The 16754-nt window shown below is 64.0% G+C and carries 18 protein-coding genes; 9 read left to right on the top strand and 9 right to left on the bottom strand.

Annotated features, from left to right (window positions below):
* Nucleotides 1-18 precede the first annotated feature (18 nt).
* Nucleotides 19-1059, top strand: coding sequence for a FecCD family ABC transporter permease (locus OC446_RS04865; RefSeq protein WP_410055012.1), 1041 nt, complete (start codon nt 19-21; stop codon nt 1057-1059).
* Nucleotides 1053-1823 (top strand): ABC transporter ATP-binding protein, encoded by a 771-nt coding sequence (locus OC446_RS04870; protein ID WP_262027919.1) that lies wholly within the window; start codon nt 1053-1055, stop codon nt 1821-1823. Before OC446_RS04865 ends, OC446_RS04870 begins: the two co-directional genes overlap by 7 nt.
* 18 nt (nt 1824-1841) lie before the next feature.
* Here OC446_RS04870 and OC446_RS04875 read toward each other — a convergent pair whose 3' ends face one another.
* Nucleotides 1842-2078, bottom strand: coding sequence for a DUF6894 family protein (locus OC446_RS04875; protein WP_262027920.1), 237 nt, complete (start codon nt 2076-2078; stop codon nt 1842-1844).
* Nucleotides 2079-2158: 80 nt separating this feature from the next.
* The gene (locus OC446_RS04880; protein WP_262027921.1) at nt 2159-2845 is read right to left on the bottom strand and encodes a Crp/Fnr family transcriptional regulator; all 687 of its coding nucleotides are present in this window, start codon (nt 2843-2845) and stop codon (nt 2159-2161) included.
* 335 nt (nt 2846-3180) lie between these two features.
* Here OC446_RS04880 and ampC point away from each other — a divergent pair, with 335 nt between their 5' ends.
* The 5 genes from ampC to OC446_RS04905 all read left to right on the top strand — a co-directional run bounded on the left by ampC (nt 3181) and on the right by OC446_RS04905 (nt 9614).
* Entirely contained in the window at nt 3181-4302 is a 1122-nt protein-coding gene (ampC, locus tag OC446_RS04885) for a class C beta-lactamase (RefSeq protein WP_410055013.1), read from the top strand.
* A 54-nt stretch (nt 4303-4356) separates the two neighbouring features.
* Nucleotides 4357-4623 carry a hypothetical protein gene (locus tag OC446_RS04890; protein WP_262027923.1) on the top strand — a complete coding sequence of 89 codons (267 nt, stop codon included), beginning with the start codon at nt 4357-4359 and terminating at the stop codon, nt 4621-4623.
* 437 nt (nt 4624-5060) lie between these two features.
* Nucleotides 5061-5423 (top strand): hypothetical protein, encoded by a 363-nt coding sequence (locus OC446_RS04895; protein WP_262027924.1) that lies wholly within the window; start codon nt 5061-5063, stop codon nt 5421-5423.
* A gap of 139 nt (nt 5424-5562) precedes the next feature.
* Nucleotides 5563-8223 carry a bifunctional lysylphosphatidylglycerol flippase/synthetase MprF gene (mprF, locus tag OC446_RS04900; RefSeq protein ID WP_262027925.1) on the top strand — a complete coding sequence of 887 codons (2661 nt, stop codon included), beginning with the start codon at nt 5563-5565 and terminating at the stop codon, nt 8221-8223.
* Nucleotides 8220-9614 carry an AcvB/VirJ family lysyl-phosphatidylglycerol hydrolase gene (locus OC446_RS04905; protein WP_262027926.1) on the top strand — a complete coding sequence of 465 codons (1395 nt, stop codon included), beginning with the start codon at nt 8220-8222 and terminating at the stop codon, nt 9612-9614. Before mprF ends, OC446_RS04905 begins: the two co-directional genes overlap by 4 nt.
* A 30-nt stretch (nt 9615-9644) precedes the next feature.
* Here the strand turns inward: OC446_RS04905 and OC446_RS04910 are convergent, their stop codons facing one another.
* Both OC446_RS04910 and OC446_RS04915 read right to left on the bottom strand, forming a co-directional pair.
* Entirely contained in the window at nt 9645-9938 is a 294-nt protein-coding gene (locus tag OC446_RS04910) for a hypothetical protein (protein ID WP_262027927.1), read from the bottom strand.
* A gap of 101 nt (nt 9939-10039) precedes the next feature.
* Entirely contained in the window at nt 10040-10282 is a 243-nt protein-coding gene (locus OC446_RS04915) for a DUF3297 family protein (RefSeq protein WP_262027928.1), read from the bottom strand.
* 165 nt (nt 10283-10447) lie between these two features.
* Between OC446_RS04915 and kynA the strand changes: the two genes are divergently transcribed.
* Together kynA and OC446_RS04925 are read left to right on the top strand one after the other, a co-directional pair.
* Nucleotides 10448-11278, top strand: a complete 831-nt coding sequence (gene kynA / locus OC446_RS04920; protein ID WP_262027929.1) for a tryptophan 2,3-dioxygenase — start codon at nt 10448-10450, stop codon at nt 11276-11278.
* A 15-nt stretch (nt 11279-11293) separates the two neighbouring features.
* Nucleotides 11294-12487 carry an aminotransferase class V-fold PLP-dependent enzyme gene (locus tag OC446_RS04925; protein ID WP_262027930.1) on the top strand — a complete coding sequence of 398 codons (1194 nt, stop codon included), beginning with the start codon at nt 11294-11296 and terminating at the stop codon, nt 12485-12487.
* 39 nt (nt 12488-12526) lie between these two features.
* Here OC446_RS04925 and OC446_RS04930 read toward each other — a convergent pair whose 3' ends face one another.
* From OC446_RS04930 to OC446_RS04950, 5 genes are all read right to left on the bottom strand, one after another.
* Nucleotides 12527-13099 carry an HdeD family acid-resistance protein gene (locus tag OC446_RS04930; protein ID WP_262027931.1) on the bottom strand — a complete coding sequence of 191 codons (573 nt, stop codon included), beginning with the start codon at nt 13097-13099 and terminating at the stop codon, nt 12527-12529.
* A 28-nt stretch (nt 13100-13127) separates the two neighbouring features.
* Nucleotides 13128-13730 (bottom strand): DUF1269 domain-containing protein, encoded by a 603-nt coding sequence (locus tag OC446_RS04935; RefSeq protein WP_262027932.1) that lies wholly within the window; start codon nt 13728-13730, stop codon nt 13128-13130.
* Nucleotides 13731-13860: 130 nt separating this feature from the next.
* Entirely contained in the window at nt 13861-14799 is a 939-nt protein-coding gene (locus OC446_RS04940; protein WP_262027933.1) for a D-alanyl-D-alanine carboxypeptidase family protein, read from the bottom strand.
* A 100-nt stretch (nt 14800-14899) separates the two neighbouring features.
* Nucleotides 14900-15145 carry a hypothetical protein gene (locus tag OC446_RS04945; protein WP_262027934.1) on the bottom strand — a complete coding sequence of 82 codons (246 nt, stop codon included), beginning with the start codon at nt 15143-15145 and terminating at the stop codon, nt 14900-14902.
* A 75-nt stretch (nt 15146-15220) separates the two neighbouring features.
* Nucleotides 15221-16399: an NAD(P)/FAD-dependent oxidoreductase gene (locus OC446_RS04950; RefSeq protein ID WP_262027935.1), complete on the bottom strand. Its 1179-nt coding sequence runs from the start codon at nt 16397-16399 to the stop codon at nt 15221-15223.
* Nucleotides 16400-16754: the final 355 nt, after the last annotated feature.

Below are 16754 nucleotides of genomic sequence, written 5' to 3' on the forward strand. Positions count from 1 at the left end.
CATTCGCCCGCCATCGCCATGCCGAAGGGACGCGGAGCGTACCGCGTCCTTGTGCAGCGCAAGAAGCTCGTTCTCCTTGCTCTCGGCCTCGTTCTGGTTCTCTCGATCATCGCGGATCTCGGTCTTGGACCCGCCCGCTACACCATGCGCGAGGTCGTGCTGGCGCTCATGGGCTCGACCGAGGTCTCGCGGCAGATCAGCGTCGTGATCTGGGACATCCGCATGCCTGTGGCGCTCATGGCTGTGGTCGTCGGCGCGGCCCTGTCGGCCGCGGGTGCGCAGATGCAGACGATCCTCAACAATCCGCTCGCCAGCCCCTTCACCCTCGGCATCTCGGCCGCGGCGAGCTTCGGCGCCTCGATCGCGCTCGTCTTCGGCGTCGGCATCCTTCCCTGGGCCATCGATTACGTGGTGTCGATCAACGCCCTTCTCATGGCCATGGCGGCAGCGCTCTTCATCCATTTCATGAGCCAGAAGCGCGGCGTCACCGTCGAGACCATCGTCCTCCTCGGCATCACCCTGGTGTTCACCTTCAATGCGCTTCTTGCGCTCGTGCAATACCTCGCGTCCGAGCAGGCGCTGGCCGCCGTGGTGTTCTGGACCATGGGCAGCCTCACCCGCGCCACATGGCCGAAGCTCGCGATCACCGCCGGCGTGCTTGCCGTCTCCCTGCCCCTCTTCATGCGCCGTGCCTGGGCGCTCACGGCGCTTCGCCTCGGCGACGACAAGGCCGCGAGCTTCGGCGTCAACGTGCGCTGGCTGCGTCTCGAGACAATGATGGTGATCAGCCTGCTGGCCGCCGTGCCCGTCGCCTTCGTGGGAACCATCGGGTTCATCGGATTGGTGGGCCCGCACATCGCGCGCATGCTCGTGGGCGAGGATCAGCGCTATTTCCTGCCGGCATCCGTTCTGTCCGGCGCGACAATCCTGTCGCTGACCTCCGTCATCAGCAAGTCCATCGTGCCGGGCACGATCTTTCCCATCGGCATCATCACGGCGCTCGTGGGCGTGCCGTTCCTCTTCAGCCTGATCATGTCCAGCCGGAGGCGCTCATGGTAGCGAGCCTTGAACTCACCGATGTCGGCGTGCGCTACGGCAAACAGGAGGTGCTCGCCGGCGTCACCACCCCGGTGCTGAAAGGCGGAGAGATCACCGCCGTGATCGGCCCGAACGCTGCCGGAAAGTCGAGTCTGTTTCGGCGCATCGCGGGTCTGCTCGACGGCCCAGGAAGAATTCGGATCGACGGTGCGGGGCACCTGTCCGGCCCGGGCAAGGTCTGCTACATGCCGCAAGATACGTCGGTGAACACAGTACTGACCGTCTACGAGTCGATCCTGCTCGCCCGCAAGCAGGGCGCTGGCCGCCGGGTGACCGATCAGGATCTCGAAGAGGTCGACCGCGTCCTGCATGGATTGCAGATCGAACCCATTTCCTTCAAGGGCCTGCACGAACTCAGCGGTGGGCAAAGGCAACTGGTCTCGCTCGCCCAGGTGTTGGTCCGCGATCCCAAGATCCTTCTCCTCGACGAGCCGACGAGCGCGCTCGATCTGCACCGACAGGTGGAAGTGCTCTCCCTGATCCGCTCCCTTGCCAAGGATCGCGGCATCTGTGTGATCCTGGCCATCCATGATCTGAACCAAGTCTTGCGCGTGGCGGATCGGGTGATGGTAATCGATGCCGGCACCATGGTGAGCTGCGGACCGGTGGAGAGTGTGATCACCCCCACCCTGCTTCAGACCATCTACAGGGTGGAAGCGCGCATCGAGCGATGCTCGCGCCTGTGCCCCCACGTGATCATCGACGGTCCGATTGCGCGAATGTGAATGAGGGTCCGGCCAAGGCTATGGCTGCCAATCGATCTTCATGGAGGCCGTCACGGTACAGATAGGCTGATTGCCGGCATCGCGGATGTCGATGACGACGTCGCTGAAATCGCCTCTGGCCATCCGGCCTTGGCCGATCTCCGCCGCAGACCGCGCTGCTGCCTGGACGGCCGCATCGGCGCTCTCGAAGTCGGAGCCGTCCTCGTCACGAACAAGTTGCGCTCCGTCGTGGACGTCGAAATAGTATCGGGCCACGTCAATCTCCTTCCAGCGGATATGACGCCTCATCCGAAGGGCAGATTCAGGGCAGAATAAGGAATTTTCACCTGAATTCTCTAGGGTGAGTTGGCGGGAGGATAGGAACGGGGCAGCAGGCGCCGATAAACCCGCCTGGTCTTGTCATAGCATTCGCATGTAATGCCTTCGAGACGCGAACGATCCGCAATGACGATGCCTCCGCGCTGCTGCCCGATCAGACCGTGCCTCTGAAAGGCGCGCAGGACCGTGCTGATCGTGGAGCGCTGGACGCCCAGCAGCTCCGCCAGATCGGCATGGGTCAGGGGCAGGACATCCTCGTCGATCCTGTCGCGTGCATTCAGGATCCATTTGCTGCAGCGCTGCTCGACCGTATGAACCGCATTGCAGGAAATAGCCTGAAACGTCTGCGCCAGCAGAACTTCCGTGTAACTCAGGAACATTCGCCGCAGCTTCGGCCGGATGCGGATTGCTTCCTGCAGCTGGTCCACGGTAATGCGGGAAGCGGTTCCCGGGACCTGGACCTTGTAGCGCCCGAAAGACTCGCGGGACACAAGGGCGCTGATCAGGCCGAACATCCCCTCGCGCCCGATGGACGCCACCTCGACGAACTGTCCCTCCTCCATGACATTGATCAGCCCCACGATGGCGTCGTGCGGGAAGTAGCTGTAGCTGATGAGATCCCCGGCTTTGTAAAGCACAGTGTCCTTCGGCAGGATCACGATCTCGAGACGAGACTTGAGATAAGCGAGGTCGTCCGGCTCCAAAGCTCCCAGAAGCCAGTTGCTGTGGTGAAACGCAGTCGGAGTCCTGGGTGGGATGGCGCATCTCCCCGATATAGGATGACAGTTTAGGCTAGTCCGGCGACTTCTGACATTCGGTGCGTCCGAACACATCCTGAAGAGAGTGCACCGGGCCGGCCCTGTCGATGCGACCGCAGCCCGCGCCTTGCGCGACTTATCCCCAGCCGATGTCCGGTCGCATCCCACGAAATGGTACCTGCACGTCGATCCGGGCTTATGAAGTCCCACCCGCCCCATGCCGGAACTGGAAGGACAAATCCTTGCTGCCACGACGTTGCGCGCGCCTCGCGGCCATTATCATGTTTTCCACCTTCGGCGCCCTGTCTCCCGCCTGTGCGGCAGGACCTGTCCAGGACGCCCAGGTCCGGCAGGTCGTCGATGAAGCGGTGAAGCCGGTGATTGCGCAGTATGGGCTCCCCGGAATGGCCGTCGGCGTGACCATCGAGGGTCAGCGCCATTTCATCACGTATGGCTTGTCCTCGAAGAACCCTCAGGTTCCCGTTACCCGCGACACGCTCTTCGAGCTCGGCTCGATCAGCAAGATCTTCACGGCCACCCTGGCGATCGATGCAGAGATCGAAGGCAGGCTGAGATTGACCGACAGCGTCAGCCGGCACATGCCGGAATTGAAGGGGAGCGCCCTCGACAAGGTGCGGCTCCTCGATCTCGCAACGCATACGGCCGGCGGCTTCCCGCTCCAGTTGCCCGGGAACGTGAAGGATCGCAAGCGGCTCACCGCCTACTACCGGGCGTGGAAACCCGCATCCGCGCCCGGTACCCTGCGGGTCTATGCCAATCCGAGCATCGGCCTGCTCGGCATCGTCACCGCACGAGCAATGGATGCGAGCTTCCCGTCCCTGGCGGAGCGCCTGTTCGGCGAACTCGGGCTGCGGCGGACCTATCTCGACGTGCCTGCGCCGGAGATGAAGTCCTATGCCTGGGGCTATAGCCGCGACGGCAGGCCCGTGCGGGTCTCCCCGGCACTCCTTGCGGACGAAGCCTACGGCGTGAAATCGAACGCCGTGGACATGGTCCGCTTCCTGGAGGTGAATATGGGGATCGGCTCCGTCCCGGAGCGGATCGCACAATCCCTCCGCGCAACCAGGACCGGCTATTTTCGCTCAGGCGAACTGATCCAGGATCTCATCTGGGAGCAATATCCCTATCCGGTTGCACTGGACGCTTTCATTGCCGGCAACACGATGAACCAGAAGGCTCATCCGGCCACCGCGATCGACCCGCCCCTGGCGCCGCGTGACGATGTGATCGTCAACAAGACGGGATCAACCCTCGGGTTCGGCGCCTATGTTGCCTTCGTGCCGGGTCGCAAGATCGGCATCGTCATGCTGGCGAACAAAGCCTATCCCAACGAAGCGCGAGTGAGGGCGGCCCATCAGGTGCTGTCCCGATTGACGGAATAGGCCGGAAGCGTCACCGCAAGCCTTTGTTCACCGCTGAATGCCATAACGGCCGCCATGACTTACTCCCGCGATACCGAAGCCATTTCCGAACTCACCGGCCAAACCGTCAGCACCTGGTCCGAGGAATGGCGGATCGAGACGGAGGCGCGCACCGTCCTGAAGATGTCCAAGCAGGAACGGGATGTGTTCTTCAACGGTCGGAAGGACGAGAACGGGCGGACCGTCGACCGCGGAGTGATCGGTATCCGCGGGCCGAAGGCCGTCGAGGAGATCAAGGCTACGGTAGAGAGGCTGCATGAAGCTCGCAGCCGGTCCAAGTAGCGGACCCCATTCCCAAAAGAGCCCTCTTTTAGCAATAAAATGAAAGTATAGATATAAATAGAAAAGGGCCGCGCCCAGCCTTATCGACTGTGTTCGCGACCCTGAAACCGTATTTGCCCCTACGGTCAGCACGGCATAGATCATATAATGCGCTCGATCAAGCCAAATCGTTTGGGCATGAACTATCTGAGCGTCAGATTATCGCACATACTCTATTGACACGCCGTATTCAGGTCATGAAACGTCACAATTTAGACAAAATGCTCTTTGAATAGATAGGTCACCGACCTCTTATTTGCCCCTACGGGTCGGACCTTAGAGCGCCCCTGCAAAGCGGGCGCTTTCTTTTTGGAAGCTGACCTTCTCTTGTATTTGTCCCGATCAGCAACCATTCAGCTTGCATGTGAAAGAATCGCATCGTCTCAAGGCGATTGTCCGTGCCCGTGCACCGTATCCTCCTGGCCCTCGTACAGCCTCTGCTGGCGCTCCTGCTGATCGCAGGAACAGCTCAGGCGGAGCCTTGCTTCTATGAGGACAGGGACCGGAACGGAGCCGTCGAACGAATCTTGAACCTGTCCGGCGACCTCGTCGCTCCGCTCGACGACGTCGCCGCCAGCCTTCAGGCTCCGGCCAGCGGCGGCAACACCGATCACGATGCCAGTCCGCTCCTGCCCGCCGTCGCGCCGATGGTCGTTCTCGATCAGGCCCGTATTATCAGAACGGGACGCGTCGCCTACCCCAACGCACCGCCTTCGCACAGGCCCTGCGCTGCTCCACCAACCGGTCCACCTCTCGTCTGATCCGCCGCTGAGCCGCCCTCCCGCGCGCCAGCGCCCCCATGTGCCGCCCCCGCACATTCCTACCCATGCCTTGACCGATCGGTTGGGCATCCAGGTGCCGGGATGACAGGCGTCTAAAGTCCATCAGACGAGATCTATCATGCCTACCAACGCTCTTCAGGCCGATCATGCGGGCCCTGCCGCCGAAGCACAGCAGGCGCCCGCCTTCCCCAGACCCGTGGCCGTCGCTCCCCCGCCCCGCCGGCATCAGCTCCTGCGATGGGGCACGCCCGTCGCGGCTCTCGCGGGATGCGCCGGCTTGGCCGCCCTTCTCATCAAGCTCTTGTCCGGCCTCGATGTTTCGGCCGTCGCCACGAGCGCGCTCGGCACGCCCTCGCACCTGATCGTCCTGTCGCTGCTCTGCGCGGCCATCAGCTATGCTGCCCTGGTCGGATACGACATCTTCGGCGTTCGCGCCGCGACGGCCAAGCCGGTGCCGTTGAAGACCATCGCCCTCGGATCCTTCACCAGCTACGCCATCGGCCACACCCTCGGCTTCCCCCTGGTGACGGCGGGCGCCGTACGCTGGCGGATCTATGGCGGGGCGGGCCTGACCCTGGCCGAGGTCGCGAAGCTCACCGCCGTCGCCGCCATGACCCTCTGGATCGGCATGGCGGGCGTTCTCGGGCTCAGCGCGGCTTCCGAGCCGCAGGCTCTCGCGGCACTGGACCATCTGCCCGCCGGCCTCAACCAGGGCATCGGCGCGGCCTTGCTGGCCGGCCTCGCGGCCTATTGGGCCTGGAGCCGCAAGGGCGGTCGCGAGATCGGCCGGGGCGATATCCGGGTCCGTCTTCCGGGCGGATCTTCCGCTCTGGTTCAGATCGGCCTCGGCCTCACCGACATTTGCGCCGCCGCCGCGGCCCTGTGGGTGCTCCTTCCAGGCGACATCGGCATCGGCTTCCCAATCTTTGCCACCGTCTTCGCCAGCGCGATCCTGCTGGCCGTCGTCAGCCATGTTCCAGCCGGGCTCGGCGCGTTCGAGGCGGCGATCCTGCTCGCTTTCCCGCAGGTGCCCACGGCCGAGCTCCTGTCCGCCATTCTCGTCTGGCGCCTGACCTACACGCTGATCCCGTTCCTGTTCGCCGTGGTGCTGTTCGCCGTGCACGAGATCAGACGCTCGGATGCGCGGTTCTCGCAGGCGGCTCGGCGTGCCAGGCGGTTCGTTCTGCCCCTCGTGCCGACGGCGCTCGCTACCCTCACGTTCATCGGCGGCCTCGTGCTACTGACCTCCGGCGCACTCCCCAACGATTATTCGCGCGTGCGCGCCCTGCGGCACCTCGTACCCCTGCCTTTCGCGGAAGTCTCACATCTCGTCGGCAGCGTGACCGGCGTCATGCTCCTCATTCTGTCCCGCGGCTTGATGCGTCGCCTGTCGAGCGCCTGGACCCTTTCCGTCGTCCTGATCGGCGCCGGAATCGTGGTGTCGCTGGCCAAGGGCTTCGATTGGGAAGAAGCGCTCGTTCTCTGCGCCGTTCTCACCCTGCTCCTTACCCATCGCTCCGCCTTCTACCGCAAGGCGGGGATCTTCGCGGAACCACTGGAGCCCCGCTGGCTGGTAGCCATCGCCCTCATCGTCGGCTGCAGTCTCTGGCTCGGCTTCACGGCTTTCCACGACGTGGACTACAGCCATGACCTGTGGTGGGAGTTCAACTGGCACGACGATGCATCCCGATTCCTGCGCAGCAGCCTCGGGGCCATCATCATCGGGGCGGCCCTGTCGCTTTATGCCATGATCCACCGCCAGCCTGGCCTGCGCAGGATCGATCCCGTCAAGACCAATGCAATCACGCCCGCCCTCGCGCATGCGGAGCGGGCCGATGCTCATCTCGCCCTGCTTGAGGACAAGCGTTTTCTCTTCCACGAATCCGGCGAGGCCTTCCTGATGTATGCCGTGCGCGGCAAGAGCTGGATCGCCATGGGCGACCCCATCGGGAAAACCGAGCATGCCGCCGACCTCATGTGGCAGTTTCTCGAAGAGGTCGACCGCCATGCCGGATGGCCCGTGTTCTACCAGGTCAGCCCCACCCATCTGCCTCTCTATCTCGACGGCGGCCTGTCGCTCGTGAAGCTCGGCGAGGAGGCGCATGTGGACCTCGGCGCCTTCACGACCGAAGGCAAGGCCGGCAAGGACTGGCGCGCGGCACTCAACCGCGCCAAACGCGAGAACCTGGAATTCGCGATCCTTCCGGCCGCCGAGGTGCCTGCCCATCTCGACGAGCTCAAGCATGTCTCCGATGCCTGGCTGGCGGAACGCGGCGCAGGCGAGAAGGGCTTTTCCATCGGCTTCTGGTCGGAGCGGTACCTGTCGCATTTCGATGTCGCGGTCATCCGCCGCGAGGGCCGCATCGTCGCCTTCGCCAATATCTGGTACGGCCAACCCGGAGGCGAGATCACCGTCGATCTCATGCGCTACCTGCCGGATGTCCCCGGCATCATGGACCTGCTTTTCGTCAGCCTCATGCAGGAGGGCAAGGCGCGGGGCTACCGTTGGTTCAACCTGGGCATGGCGCCGCTCTCCGGCCTGTCCGACCATCGTCTTGCCCCAAACTGGCACAAGATTGCAGCCTTCGTCGCCCGTAACGGCGAGCGGTTCTACGGCTTCAAAGGGTTGAGAGCCTACAAGGAAAAGTTCGGCCCCGTCTGGGAACCGCGCTACCTCGCCAGCCCCGGCGGATGGGCGCTGCCCCAGATCCTGCTCGACGTGACGAACCTGATTTCGGGCAGCCAGGCCAGGACCATCGGCAAGGGAGCCAGATCATGAAGCCCCTCAAGCTCCTCACGATCGTGGCGGCTCTTGCCGCCTTCGCGACCGGAACTGTTCTCCTCGGTCGCTCGGCATGGTCGGCGCTGACGCCGCCGACCATCGAAACGACGAAGATCGATGTCGATGAATTCGGTCCCGTCGAAGTCGTCCGATCGGACAATCGCAATCCCCGCGGCTTGGTGATCCTGGTGGCGAACGAGGCCGACGCGGAGATGCGCCGGCAGGACGCGCTGGCGCTGGCGAAGGCCGACATGATCGCGGTGTCCTTCGACTTCGATGCGTTGCGCGCGGAACTGGCCAAGTCCCCGACGACCGACGAGTGTCACTACATCTCGGACGATATGAAGGATCTGGCTCAGGCAGTTCAGCGCAAGCTTGGGCTCGGGCGCTATTACTTTCCCGTGATCGCCGGACGCGGCGACGGCGCAGCCTTCGCCTACGCGGCTCTCGCGCAGGCGCCGGTGAACACGCTTGGCGGCGCCATCGGGATCGGCTTCAAGCCCCTGCTGAAAACCGACAGGACCTATTGCTTCGATCCCAAGCTGGAACCGGCAGGCGACGGATACTTCGCCTTGCGCCGCATATCCGACATGCCTGCTTCATGGCGGGCGATTGCTCCCGAGCGCGAGCGCCAAGGCATCGAAACCTTCCAGGGAAGCGGCGGCGACGTGGCATTCGTTCCGGCCGAGGACGATGCCGCGACCCGTCAAGCGCTGGTCGATAACGCGCTCGAGTTGGGGAAAACGGGCGAGCGGGGCGCTTCGCAATTGCCCGTTTCCATCATCAGGCCCGAGGGGCCGGTGAAGGGACTGGCCGTAATCATCTCGGGCGACGGGGGCTGGCGGGATATCGACAAGTCCATCGGCGAGTGGCTGTCGCAGAAAGGCGTTGCCGTCGTAGGATTGGATTCGCTGCGCTACTTCTGGTCCAAGAAGAGCCCGAAGGATGTGGCATCCGATCTCGCGCTGCTCTTCGATCATTACGGGGCTGAATTCGGCACCAATCACTACGCGATCGTCGGCTTCTCGTTCGGGTCCGACATCATGCCCGACGTGTGGCCCGAGCTGCCGAAAGCGGTCAAGGACCACGTCAAGCTCGTGTCCCTCCTGGCCCTCGGCACCAATGCCGATTTCGAAGTGACCGTGGAAGGCTTCATCGGCGCGGGCTCGGCCGAGAGCCGGCCCCTGCCCCCCCTCCTGCATCAACTGCCGCTCGACAGGACCCAATGCATCTACGGTCGCGAGGAGGCCGAGGACAACGAGACCTCCTGCACGGCCCCGGAACTCGGCGATGCGCAGCGTCTCGCCCTGGAGGGCGGACATCACTTCGATGGAGATTACGGCAAAGCCGCAGAGGCGATCTGGACGCGGATGAACCCTACGCCATGAGATCACTCGATGGGCAGGTGCACTTGCCCATCACGAGGACCCTTCGGGCGCAAAGAAGCAGATGATCGCCCGTGTGGCGGGCTCTTCGCAGAGGTGGAATTTCGCGTCGGGAGACGCCTTGGCATAGTCCCGGCCGATGAGCCGCCCGTCCCAGAGCCTCCAGCCCTCGGGCGTTTCAGTCACGGTCTCGCCTCGTTCCTCCATCAGCTCGCGGCAATCCTGATCGCTGCAGCACCAGATCGGGTACCAGCTATGGGCCAGGGCTGGCGCACTGACGAGCCAGCCCACAACCATCAGGATCGTTCGTTGCGGGCCGACAGCCATCCTGGATAAGCCTTTCCCAGGGCCTTCCCCCGATCGACAAGCTTATCCTTGATCTTGGTGCGCCCTCCCCGGCTCGTCCAGTCCTCGGCCCGGCGCGGGTCTTACTCCTTGGCCTGAAAGTAAGGCTCGACCTTGCCCTTGAGCTTGATGGTCATGGGATTGCCGAACCGATCCTTGGCATTGCCCGCCGTCACCCGAACCCAGCCCTCGCTGACGCAATACTCGTCCACATTGGTCTTCTCGGCCCCGTTGAAGCGGATCCCCACCCCTTTTGCGAGCAACTCCTCGTTGTAGTAAGGGCTGTTCGGGTTCGAGGACAGGCGGTCGGGAAGCGTGTCGGTCATGCGAAGGTTTCTCCAGCTAAGTCTTATGGGGCGGCAACCTACCCTCTCGGGAGGCGAAAGCCAATTCCGGCCCCTTGACGTGACAAGCCCGTTGGGATGTCCTACTTTCGTTGAATGACTCTAAGGTAACAATAATCCGCCCAGAAGCGGAGCAGTTCTAGGGAGATGGCGTTGTCCGCAGCGACAGACGGGATTCACACGGACTTTTCCGAAGGCATGAGCTATGGGGATTATCTCCGGCTCGACACTCTCCTCTCCGCCCAATCTCCCCTGACGGCCGAGCACGACGAGCTCCTCTTCATCACCATCCATCAGGTGATGGAGCTCTGGCTGAAGCTCCTGAACCGGGAACTCGACACGGCGCTGGCCCATATCCGCTCCGATGAGCTCCAGCCCGCGTTCAAATGCACGGCGCGGATCAACCGAATCCAGGAGCAGCTGATCCAGGCCTGGACCGTGCTCTCCACCATGACGCCCTCCGATTACCTGAGCTTCCGGCCGGCACTCGGCAAGTCCTCCGGCTTCCAGTCCTGGCAGTACCGGCTGGTGGAGTTCAAGCTGGGGGCAAAGGATGCCATCAAGATGGCGCCCCACCGCCACCGGAGCGATCTCGCGGAGCAGCTCGACGCCGCGTACCGGGCACCGAGCCTCTATGACGAGGCTCTCCGCCTGCTGGCGCGGCGCGGTTACGCGATCCCGGCCGAAGTTCTCGAGCGCGACGTGACGCAGCCCTACACCGCCTATCCCGGTGTCGAAGCCGTCTGGGAGGAGATCTACCGCCATTCGGGCGAGCATTTCGATCTCTACGAGCTTGCCGAGGAGCTGGTGGACCTCGAGGACGCCTTCCAGCAATGGCGCTTCCGGCACATGAAGACCGTGGAGCGCATCATCGGCATGCGCAGCGGCACCGGCGGCAGCACCGGCGTGACCTATCTGCGCAAGGCGCTGGAGCGTTACTTCTTTCCAGAACTCTGGTCCGTTCGCGGCAAGCTTTGACGAAGGAGACGCGCCATGCTTGACCTTCGCTCGCAGTTCTCCCGCTTCCTCAACACCGAGCCGGACCGCCTGCATTTCGCGGCCCACAGTCATCATCCCTGGCCGGACGTGACACGCGACGCGCAACTCCAGGCCTGGGATGACGCGTCCCGCCTCATCGACGACAAGTGGGAGCATGTCCTTGGTCCCGTCCTCGACGAGTATCGCGGCCATGTGGCCGGACATCTCAACCTGCCCGACCCGTCGACCATTGCGATCGCGCCCAACACTCATGAATTCCTGAAGCGCATCCTCTCCTGCTTCCCCACCGACCGACCGATCCGCATCCTGACCTCGGACGGCGAGTTTCACTCCTTCTCGCGCCAGATCGCGCGGCTGGAGGAGGAGCGGGTCGTTGCGGTCACCCGGGTGCCGGCCGAGCCCTTCGCCACCTTCGAAGACCGCTTCTACGCCGCCGCGCAGGAGGGCTACGATCTCGTCTTCGTGAGCCAGGTCTTCTTCAATTCGGGCTTCGCGCTGGACGGACGCTATCTCGCGGAATGCAATCGCGACGGCGCGATGATCGTGATCGACGGCTATCACGGCTTCATGGCGCGGCCGACCGATCTCGGCAGCATCGCGGATCGCGTGTTCTACATCGCCGGCGGCTACAAATACGCTATGGCGGGCGAAGGCGCGTGCTTCATGCACTGCCCGCCCGGATGGGGCCCGCGCCCGCGCGACACCGGCTGGTACGCGGCTTTCGGCAATCTCACGAACGCGCAGAGCGGACAGGTCGGCTACAGCCAGGACGGCTGGCGCTTCATGGGATCGACCTTCGATCCCTCGGGTCTCTACCGCTTCAATGCGGTGATGCGCTGGCTCGCCGAGGAAGGCATCACGCCCGGCATCATCCACGCTCATGCCAAGGCCCTGCAGCAGCATTTCCTGCGCGGCATCGGCGGCTCCGCCCTGTTCGAGAAGGCCTCGCTCGTGGTGCCGGCTGACGAGATGCGGCGCGGCAACTTCCTCACCTTCCAAGCCGCCGAAGCTCAATCCATTTACCGCGACCTCGCGGAGCTGCGCGTGGTCACCGACGTGCGTGGACAACGCCTGCGCATCGGCTTCGGCATCTACCAGACGGAAGAGGAAGTGGACGATCTCGTGCGCCGCATCGACGAGGCGGGCGCGCTCGAATCCCTGCCGCTCAATACATCCTCGGCGGCATGAATTCGAAGGGAAGATCGGAGCAGCCTGGGGGCTGCTTCGCTAACTCATTCTAACCTGCCACGCGAGATAGGCGATCGCCGTGCCGACGCTGATCAGGTTGAGCCCGAGCAGGAAACCCAACAGCCACACGGAGGTGACCGGCAGGTTGGCCCAGAGCACGAGGGACAGCACGATTCCGACCATGCCGCTCCCGAGCACCCAGCCCCAATTGGGAAAGGGCCGGATCGTCAGGGCGAAGACAACCTTCGAAATGCCCTCGATCATGAAGAACACGATGAGGAGGAGCGTGATCGTCGTCAGCCCCTGGGCCGGGTCGCGCAGGAACAGGAAGCCGATCAGCACGGCAAGGCAGATGGAGATCAGCTGGAGCCAGAAATGCGGCACGTGCCGCGCGCTGATGAGGCTGAGCGCCTGCACGAAGCCGCTGATGACCAGGAGCCAGCCGAGGAGAACGATGACAGCCGTGGACGAGAAGACGGGATAGATGATCGCCAGGAAACCGGCGGCGATCAGCAACACACCCTCGACGAGGTACCACAGCGCATAACGCTTGACCGCGTCCCGCATCGCTTCGCGGAAGACTTCCGCGGCGGCGTCCAACGTCATGGCCATCGTACCCTCCGGACCGACACGGAAAATCCTACGCTGCCGGCGATGCTGGCGATGCCGATGCAGGCGGCACGGCCGCTGCCGCTGCTGCGGCCGCCGCTGCGCCGTCGCTCGGGCTCGGTGCATGCGCTTTCGACAGGGCATCCTGAAGCTTCTTCTCCTGCTCCGGCGACAGGGAGGAGCGGATGATATGCCCCTTGAAACCCGACAGCTCGGCCAGCACCTTCTCCGGCTGCGACTTCCGGATCAGCAGGAACAGGGCTGACGTATCGGGCTTGAGGGTCGCGCCGAGGGACTGGATGAATTCGTCGTTGATGCCGTAGTCGATCAGGCTTCCCGACAAGGCCCCGGAGCCTGCGCCTACGGCGCCGCCGATCGCAAGGCCCGCGAGCGGGTTGAGGAACAGAAGCCCGATGAGGCTGCCCCACATCGCCCCCGACAGCCCGCCGGATGCCGCGCCGAGGCGCACGAGATTCATGCTCTGCTTGATGCGCACGGCTCCGTCGGAACCGCGAATAGCCACGACCGCATCTTCCAGGTCGATGAGGTATTCCTTCTGCATCCGGGTCAGCTCGGTCAGGACACGATCGGCATCGTTCGGGTTGTCGAATCCAACGACCACGAGTTCGGACATGATACGCCCTCCTCCTGTTGCGCCATGACTCGAAGGGTAATGGGCAACACTGACAGGTCCATCGGGTCTAACCCGCAGCGGACGCGGGAATTGTCATGAGACCCGGGTGAAAAATCCGGCCTGCATGACCTCAACGAGACGGCTGGGCGTCGCTGCGTTTCGCAACGCTTCCCAAAGCCCGGGCCTCCATTCGTGCAGGAGCCTGCCGGCCGCATTTGAGCGGACGCAGATCGGCAGCGGGCGCCGGCGCCACGGCCCTCATGGTGCGCAGGTTGCCGACGGAGTTCGTCCCTTCCGACAGTCCGTTGTCGAGGAGGCCCCGCATCACCAGCGTCCGCGTCGCGGCGCTGGGCGCGCCGAGGACGACGCCAATGACGCGCCGGTTGCCGCGAAGGGCCGAGACGGCCACGTTGAATCCGGAGGCGCAGACATAGCCGGTCTTGGACGCTTCAAGGCCCGCATATTCCTCGACCAGCTTGTTGGTGTTCTTCAGCATCCGCCCGTTCACGGTCACGGCGGGGGTCCTGAGAAGATCCAGGTGGTCGGCGTGATAGCTCAGGAGAACCAGCATCAGCAGCGCCATGTCGCGCGCATTGGTCACCTGCCGATCGTCGTGCAGGCCGGTCGGGTTGACGAACCGGGTCCCGGTCATGCCGAGGCGTCTCGCCTCCTGGTTCATCGCCGCGACGAAGGCCTCCTCGCTGCCGCCGATGGCCTCCGCGATCGCCATCGACACGTCGTTGGCGCTCTTGACCATGATGACGGTGAGCGCGTCCTCCAGCCGGAGGGACGTGCCCGGCGGAACGCCGAGCTTCGTCGGGGCCTGGGCAACTGCCTTCGGGCTCAGAACGATGGAGGTGTCCATGCTGGCCCGGCCCGCCTCGACGGCCGTGAGGGCCAGGTGCGCCGTCATCATCTTGGTGAGCGACGCCGGATGCCAGGAGCGCGTCGCCTCCTGGGCGGCGAGAATGTCGCCGGTCGACGCATCCACCAGCAGCATGGGAGAGGCCCCGGCGGACAGGGGCATCAGGAGAAGGCCGGCAGCCAGGAGGATCGAGAGCGGCTTCATGGCCGGATCGTTGCCCGAACCGCGGCCTTGCGCAAGCGTCCGGCAACGAAAACCGCCCCGCTCTACCCCTTTCGGGCTGCCGAGAGCTGTTCAGGGGCCCTCAAACGGCCGTTTCCGCCAAGAGGACGACGATGCCGAGCGCAACCAGAATGATGCTGGGCCAATGGTGCCGGGGATGAAGCGCCCGCGCCCTCTCCCGTGGCTCCAGCGTCACGTTGTTCCCCGTCGAGCCCGTGCCGTGAGGGTCGCTCAGGCGCCCTTTCCAGAGAACCTGGCCTGCCGCGAGCACGATCCCGGCGACGATGAGCAGCGCGCCGATCCAGATGAGGACCATGCCCGAATGCATGACACCCCTCCCCATGAGCTGCGATCGTCGGAAGCATAGCACAGGACCCGGGGAGAACCCAGGGATCGTACGGCCTCAGGCCGCCTGTCCGGCGCACCAGCCGGACGACCAGGCCCATTGGAAGTTATAGCCGCCGAGCCAGCCCGTGACGTCCACCACCTCGCCGATGAAGTAGAGGCCGGGCACCGCCTTGGCTTCCATGGTGCGGGAATCGAGCTCGCGGGTATCGACGCCGCCGAGCGTCACCTCGGCGGTGCGATAGCCTTCCGAGCCGGCCGGCTTGAAGCGCCAGCTGTTCACCGCCTCGTCGACGGCGCGAAGCCTCTTGTCGGAATAATCGGCGAGGTTGGCCGGTCCCTTCTCCGTCTCGGCGATCAGCTGCGCCAGACGCTTGGGCAGGAAGGCCGATAAGGCCGTCTGCAGAGCCTGCCGCCCGTTCTGCGCGCGGGCGGCGCGCAGCTCCTCGAAGAGGTTCACGCCCGGCAGCAAGGAGAGCACGATCTCGTCTCCCTCGCGCCAATAGGACGAGATCTGCAGGATCGCGGGGCCGCTCAGCCCGCGATGGGTGAACAGCATGGCCTCGGCGAACGATGTCTTCCGGCAGCTCGCCACCGCATCGGCCGACACGCCCGCCAGAGGCGTGAGACGCTCGAGCATGGTCGGCTCCAGGGTCAGCGGAACCAGCGCCGGCCGCGTCTCGACGATCCTCAATCCGAATTGCTGCGCCAGATCATAACCGAATCCGGTCGCGTCCATTTTCGGAATGGATTTCCCACCCGTGGCCACCACGAGGGAGCGGCACTGCACGGAGCCCTGCGAAAGCTTGAGCGCGAAGCCCTCCGGGCTCTTCTCCACGCTCTCGACGGAGGTCGAGAGACGAAGCTCCACATTGGCCTGTCGCATCTCGCTCAGGAGCAGATCGACGATCTGCCTCGACGAGCCGTCGCAGAAGAGCTGCCCCAGGGTCTTCTCGTGATAGGCGATGCCGTAGCGCTCAACGAGGGCGATGAAGTCGGCTTGAGTGTAGCGGCGCAGGGCCGAGATGGCGAAGCTCGGGTTCTGTGAAATGAAATTGGCCGGAGCGGCGTTGAGATTGGTGAAATTGCAGCGCCCGCCGCCGGAGATGCGGATCTTCTCGCCGGGCTTGACCGCATGATCGAGGACCAGCACGGAACGGCCGCGCTTGCCGGCCTCCGCCGCACACATCATCCCGGCGGCACCCGCGCCGATCACCACAACGTCGAAGAGATCCAAGTGAGGTCTTCCTGAGAGATATTCCGAGCGCTCTCACGTGCTTCGCACGGAAAGCTGAGTATGAACGTACGAGATGGCCGTTCGTAGTGAACCTCGGAAGGAGACGCAAGTATCGGCCTATAGTCTCACCCCGTCATGGCCTCCCCGGACTTGATCCGGGGATTCGTGCCGGCCATCCCGATGCTTTGAAACGCCGCGCTTTTCCAGTCGATATCACCGGCGCGAGGCCGGTGACGACGTGTGAAAGTGTTATGCGTCGAACCAACCTGCCTTCAGGCAATATTTGCACCCGCGCTTCCTGCGGCAATTGAAGCCGATCCGCCAGGCGCGTATCATCGCGGTGTTCAAAGCAACT

The organism is Microvirga sp. Mcv34 (assembly GCF_024519725.1).
Taxonomy (GTDB): Bacteria; Pseudomonadota; Alphaproteobacteria; order Rhizobiales; family Beijerinckiaceae; genus Microvirga.

Excerpts from the sequence above, each read along its gene's own strand:
- OC446_RS04865 (WP_410055012.1), top strand. The coding sequence starts at position 19 with ATGCCGAAGGGACGCGGAGCGTACCGCGTCCTTGTGCAGCGCAAGAAG.
- OC446_RS04870 (WP_262027919.1), top strand. The coding sequence starts at position 1,053 with ATGGTAGCGAGCCTTGAACTCACCGATGTCGGCGTGCGCTACGGCAAA.
- ampC (WP_410055013.1), top strand. The coding sequence starts at position 3,181 with ATGTTTTCCACCTTCGGCGCCCTGTCTCCCGCCTGTGCGGCAGGACCT.
- OC446_RS04890 (WP_262027923.1), top strand. The coding sequence starts at position 4,357 with ATGACTTACTCCCGCGATACCGAAGCCATTTCCGAACTCACCGGCCAA.
- mprF (WP_262027925.1), top strand. The coding sequence starts at position 5,563 with ATGCCTACCAACGCTCTTCAGGCCGATCATGCGGGCCCTGCCGCCGAA.
- OC446_RS04905 (WP_262027926.1), top strand. The coding sequence starts at position 8,220 with ATGAAGCCCCTCAAGCTCCTCACGATCGTGGCGGCTCTTGCCGCCTTC.
- OC446_RS04910 (WP_262027927.1), bottom strand. The coding sequence starts at position 9,938 with ATGGCTGTCGGCCCGCAACGAACGATCCTGATGGTTGTGGGCTGGCTC.
- OC446_RS04915 (WP_262027928.1), bottom strand. The coding sequence starts at position 10,282 with ATGACCGACACGCTTCCCGACCGCCTGTCCTCGAACCCGAACAGCCCT.
- kynA (WP_262027929.1), top strand. The coding sequence starts at position 10,448 with ATGGCGTTGTCCGCAGCGACAGACGGGATTCACACGGACTTTTCCGAA.
- OC446_RS04925 (WP_262027930.1), top strand. The coding sequence starts at position 11,294 with ATGCTTGACCTTCGCTCGCAGTTCTCCCGCTTCCTCAACACCGAGCCG.
- OC446_RS04930 (WP_262027931.1), bottom strand. The coding sequence starts at position 13,099 with ATGGCCATGACGTTGGACGCCGCCGCGGAAGTCTTCCGCGAAGCGATG.
- OC446_RS04935 (WP_262027932.1), bottom strand. The coding sequence starts at position 13,730 with ATGTCCGAACTCGTGGTCGTTGGATTCGACAACCCGAACGATGCCGAT.
- OC446_RS04940 (WP_262027933.1), bottom strand. The coding sequence starts at position 14,799 with ATGAAGCCGCTCTCGATCCTCCTGGCTGCCGGCCTTCTCCTGATGCCC.
- OC446_RS04945 (WP_262027934.1), bottom strand. The coding sequence starts at position 15,145 with ATGCATTCGGGCATGGTCCTCATCTGGATCGGCGCGCTGCTCATCGTC.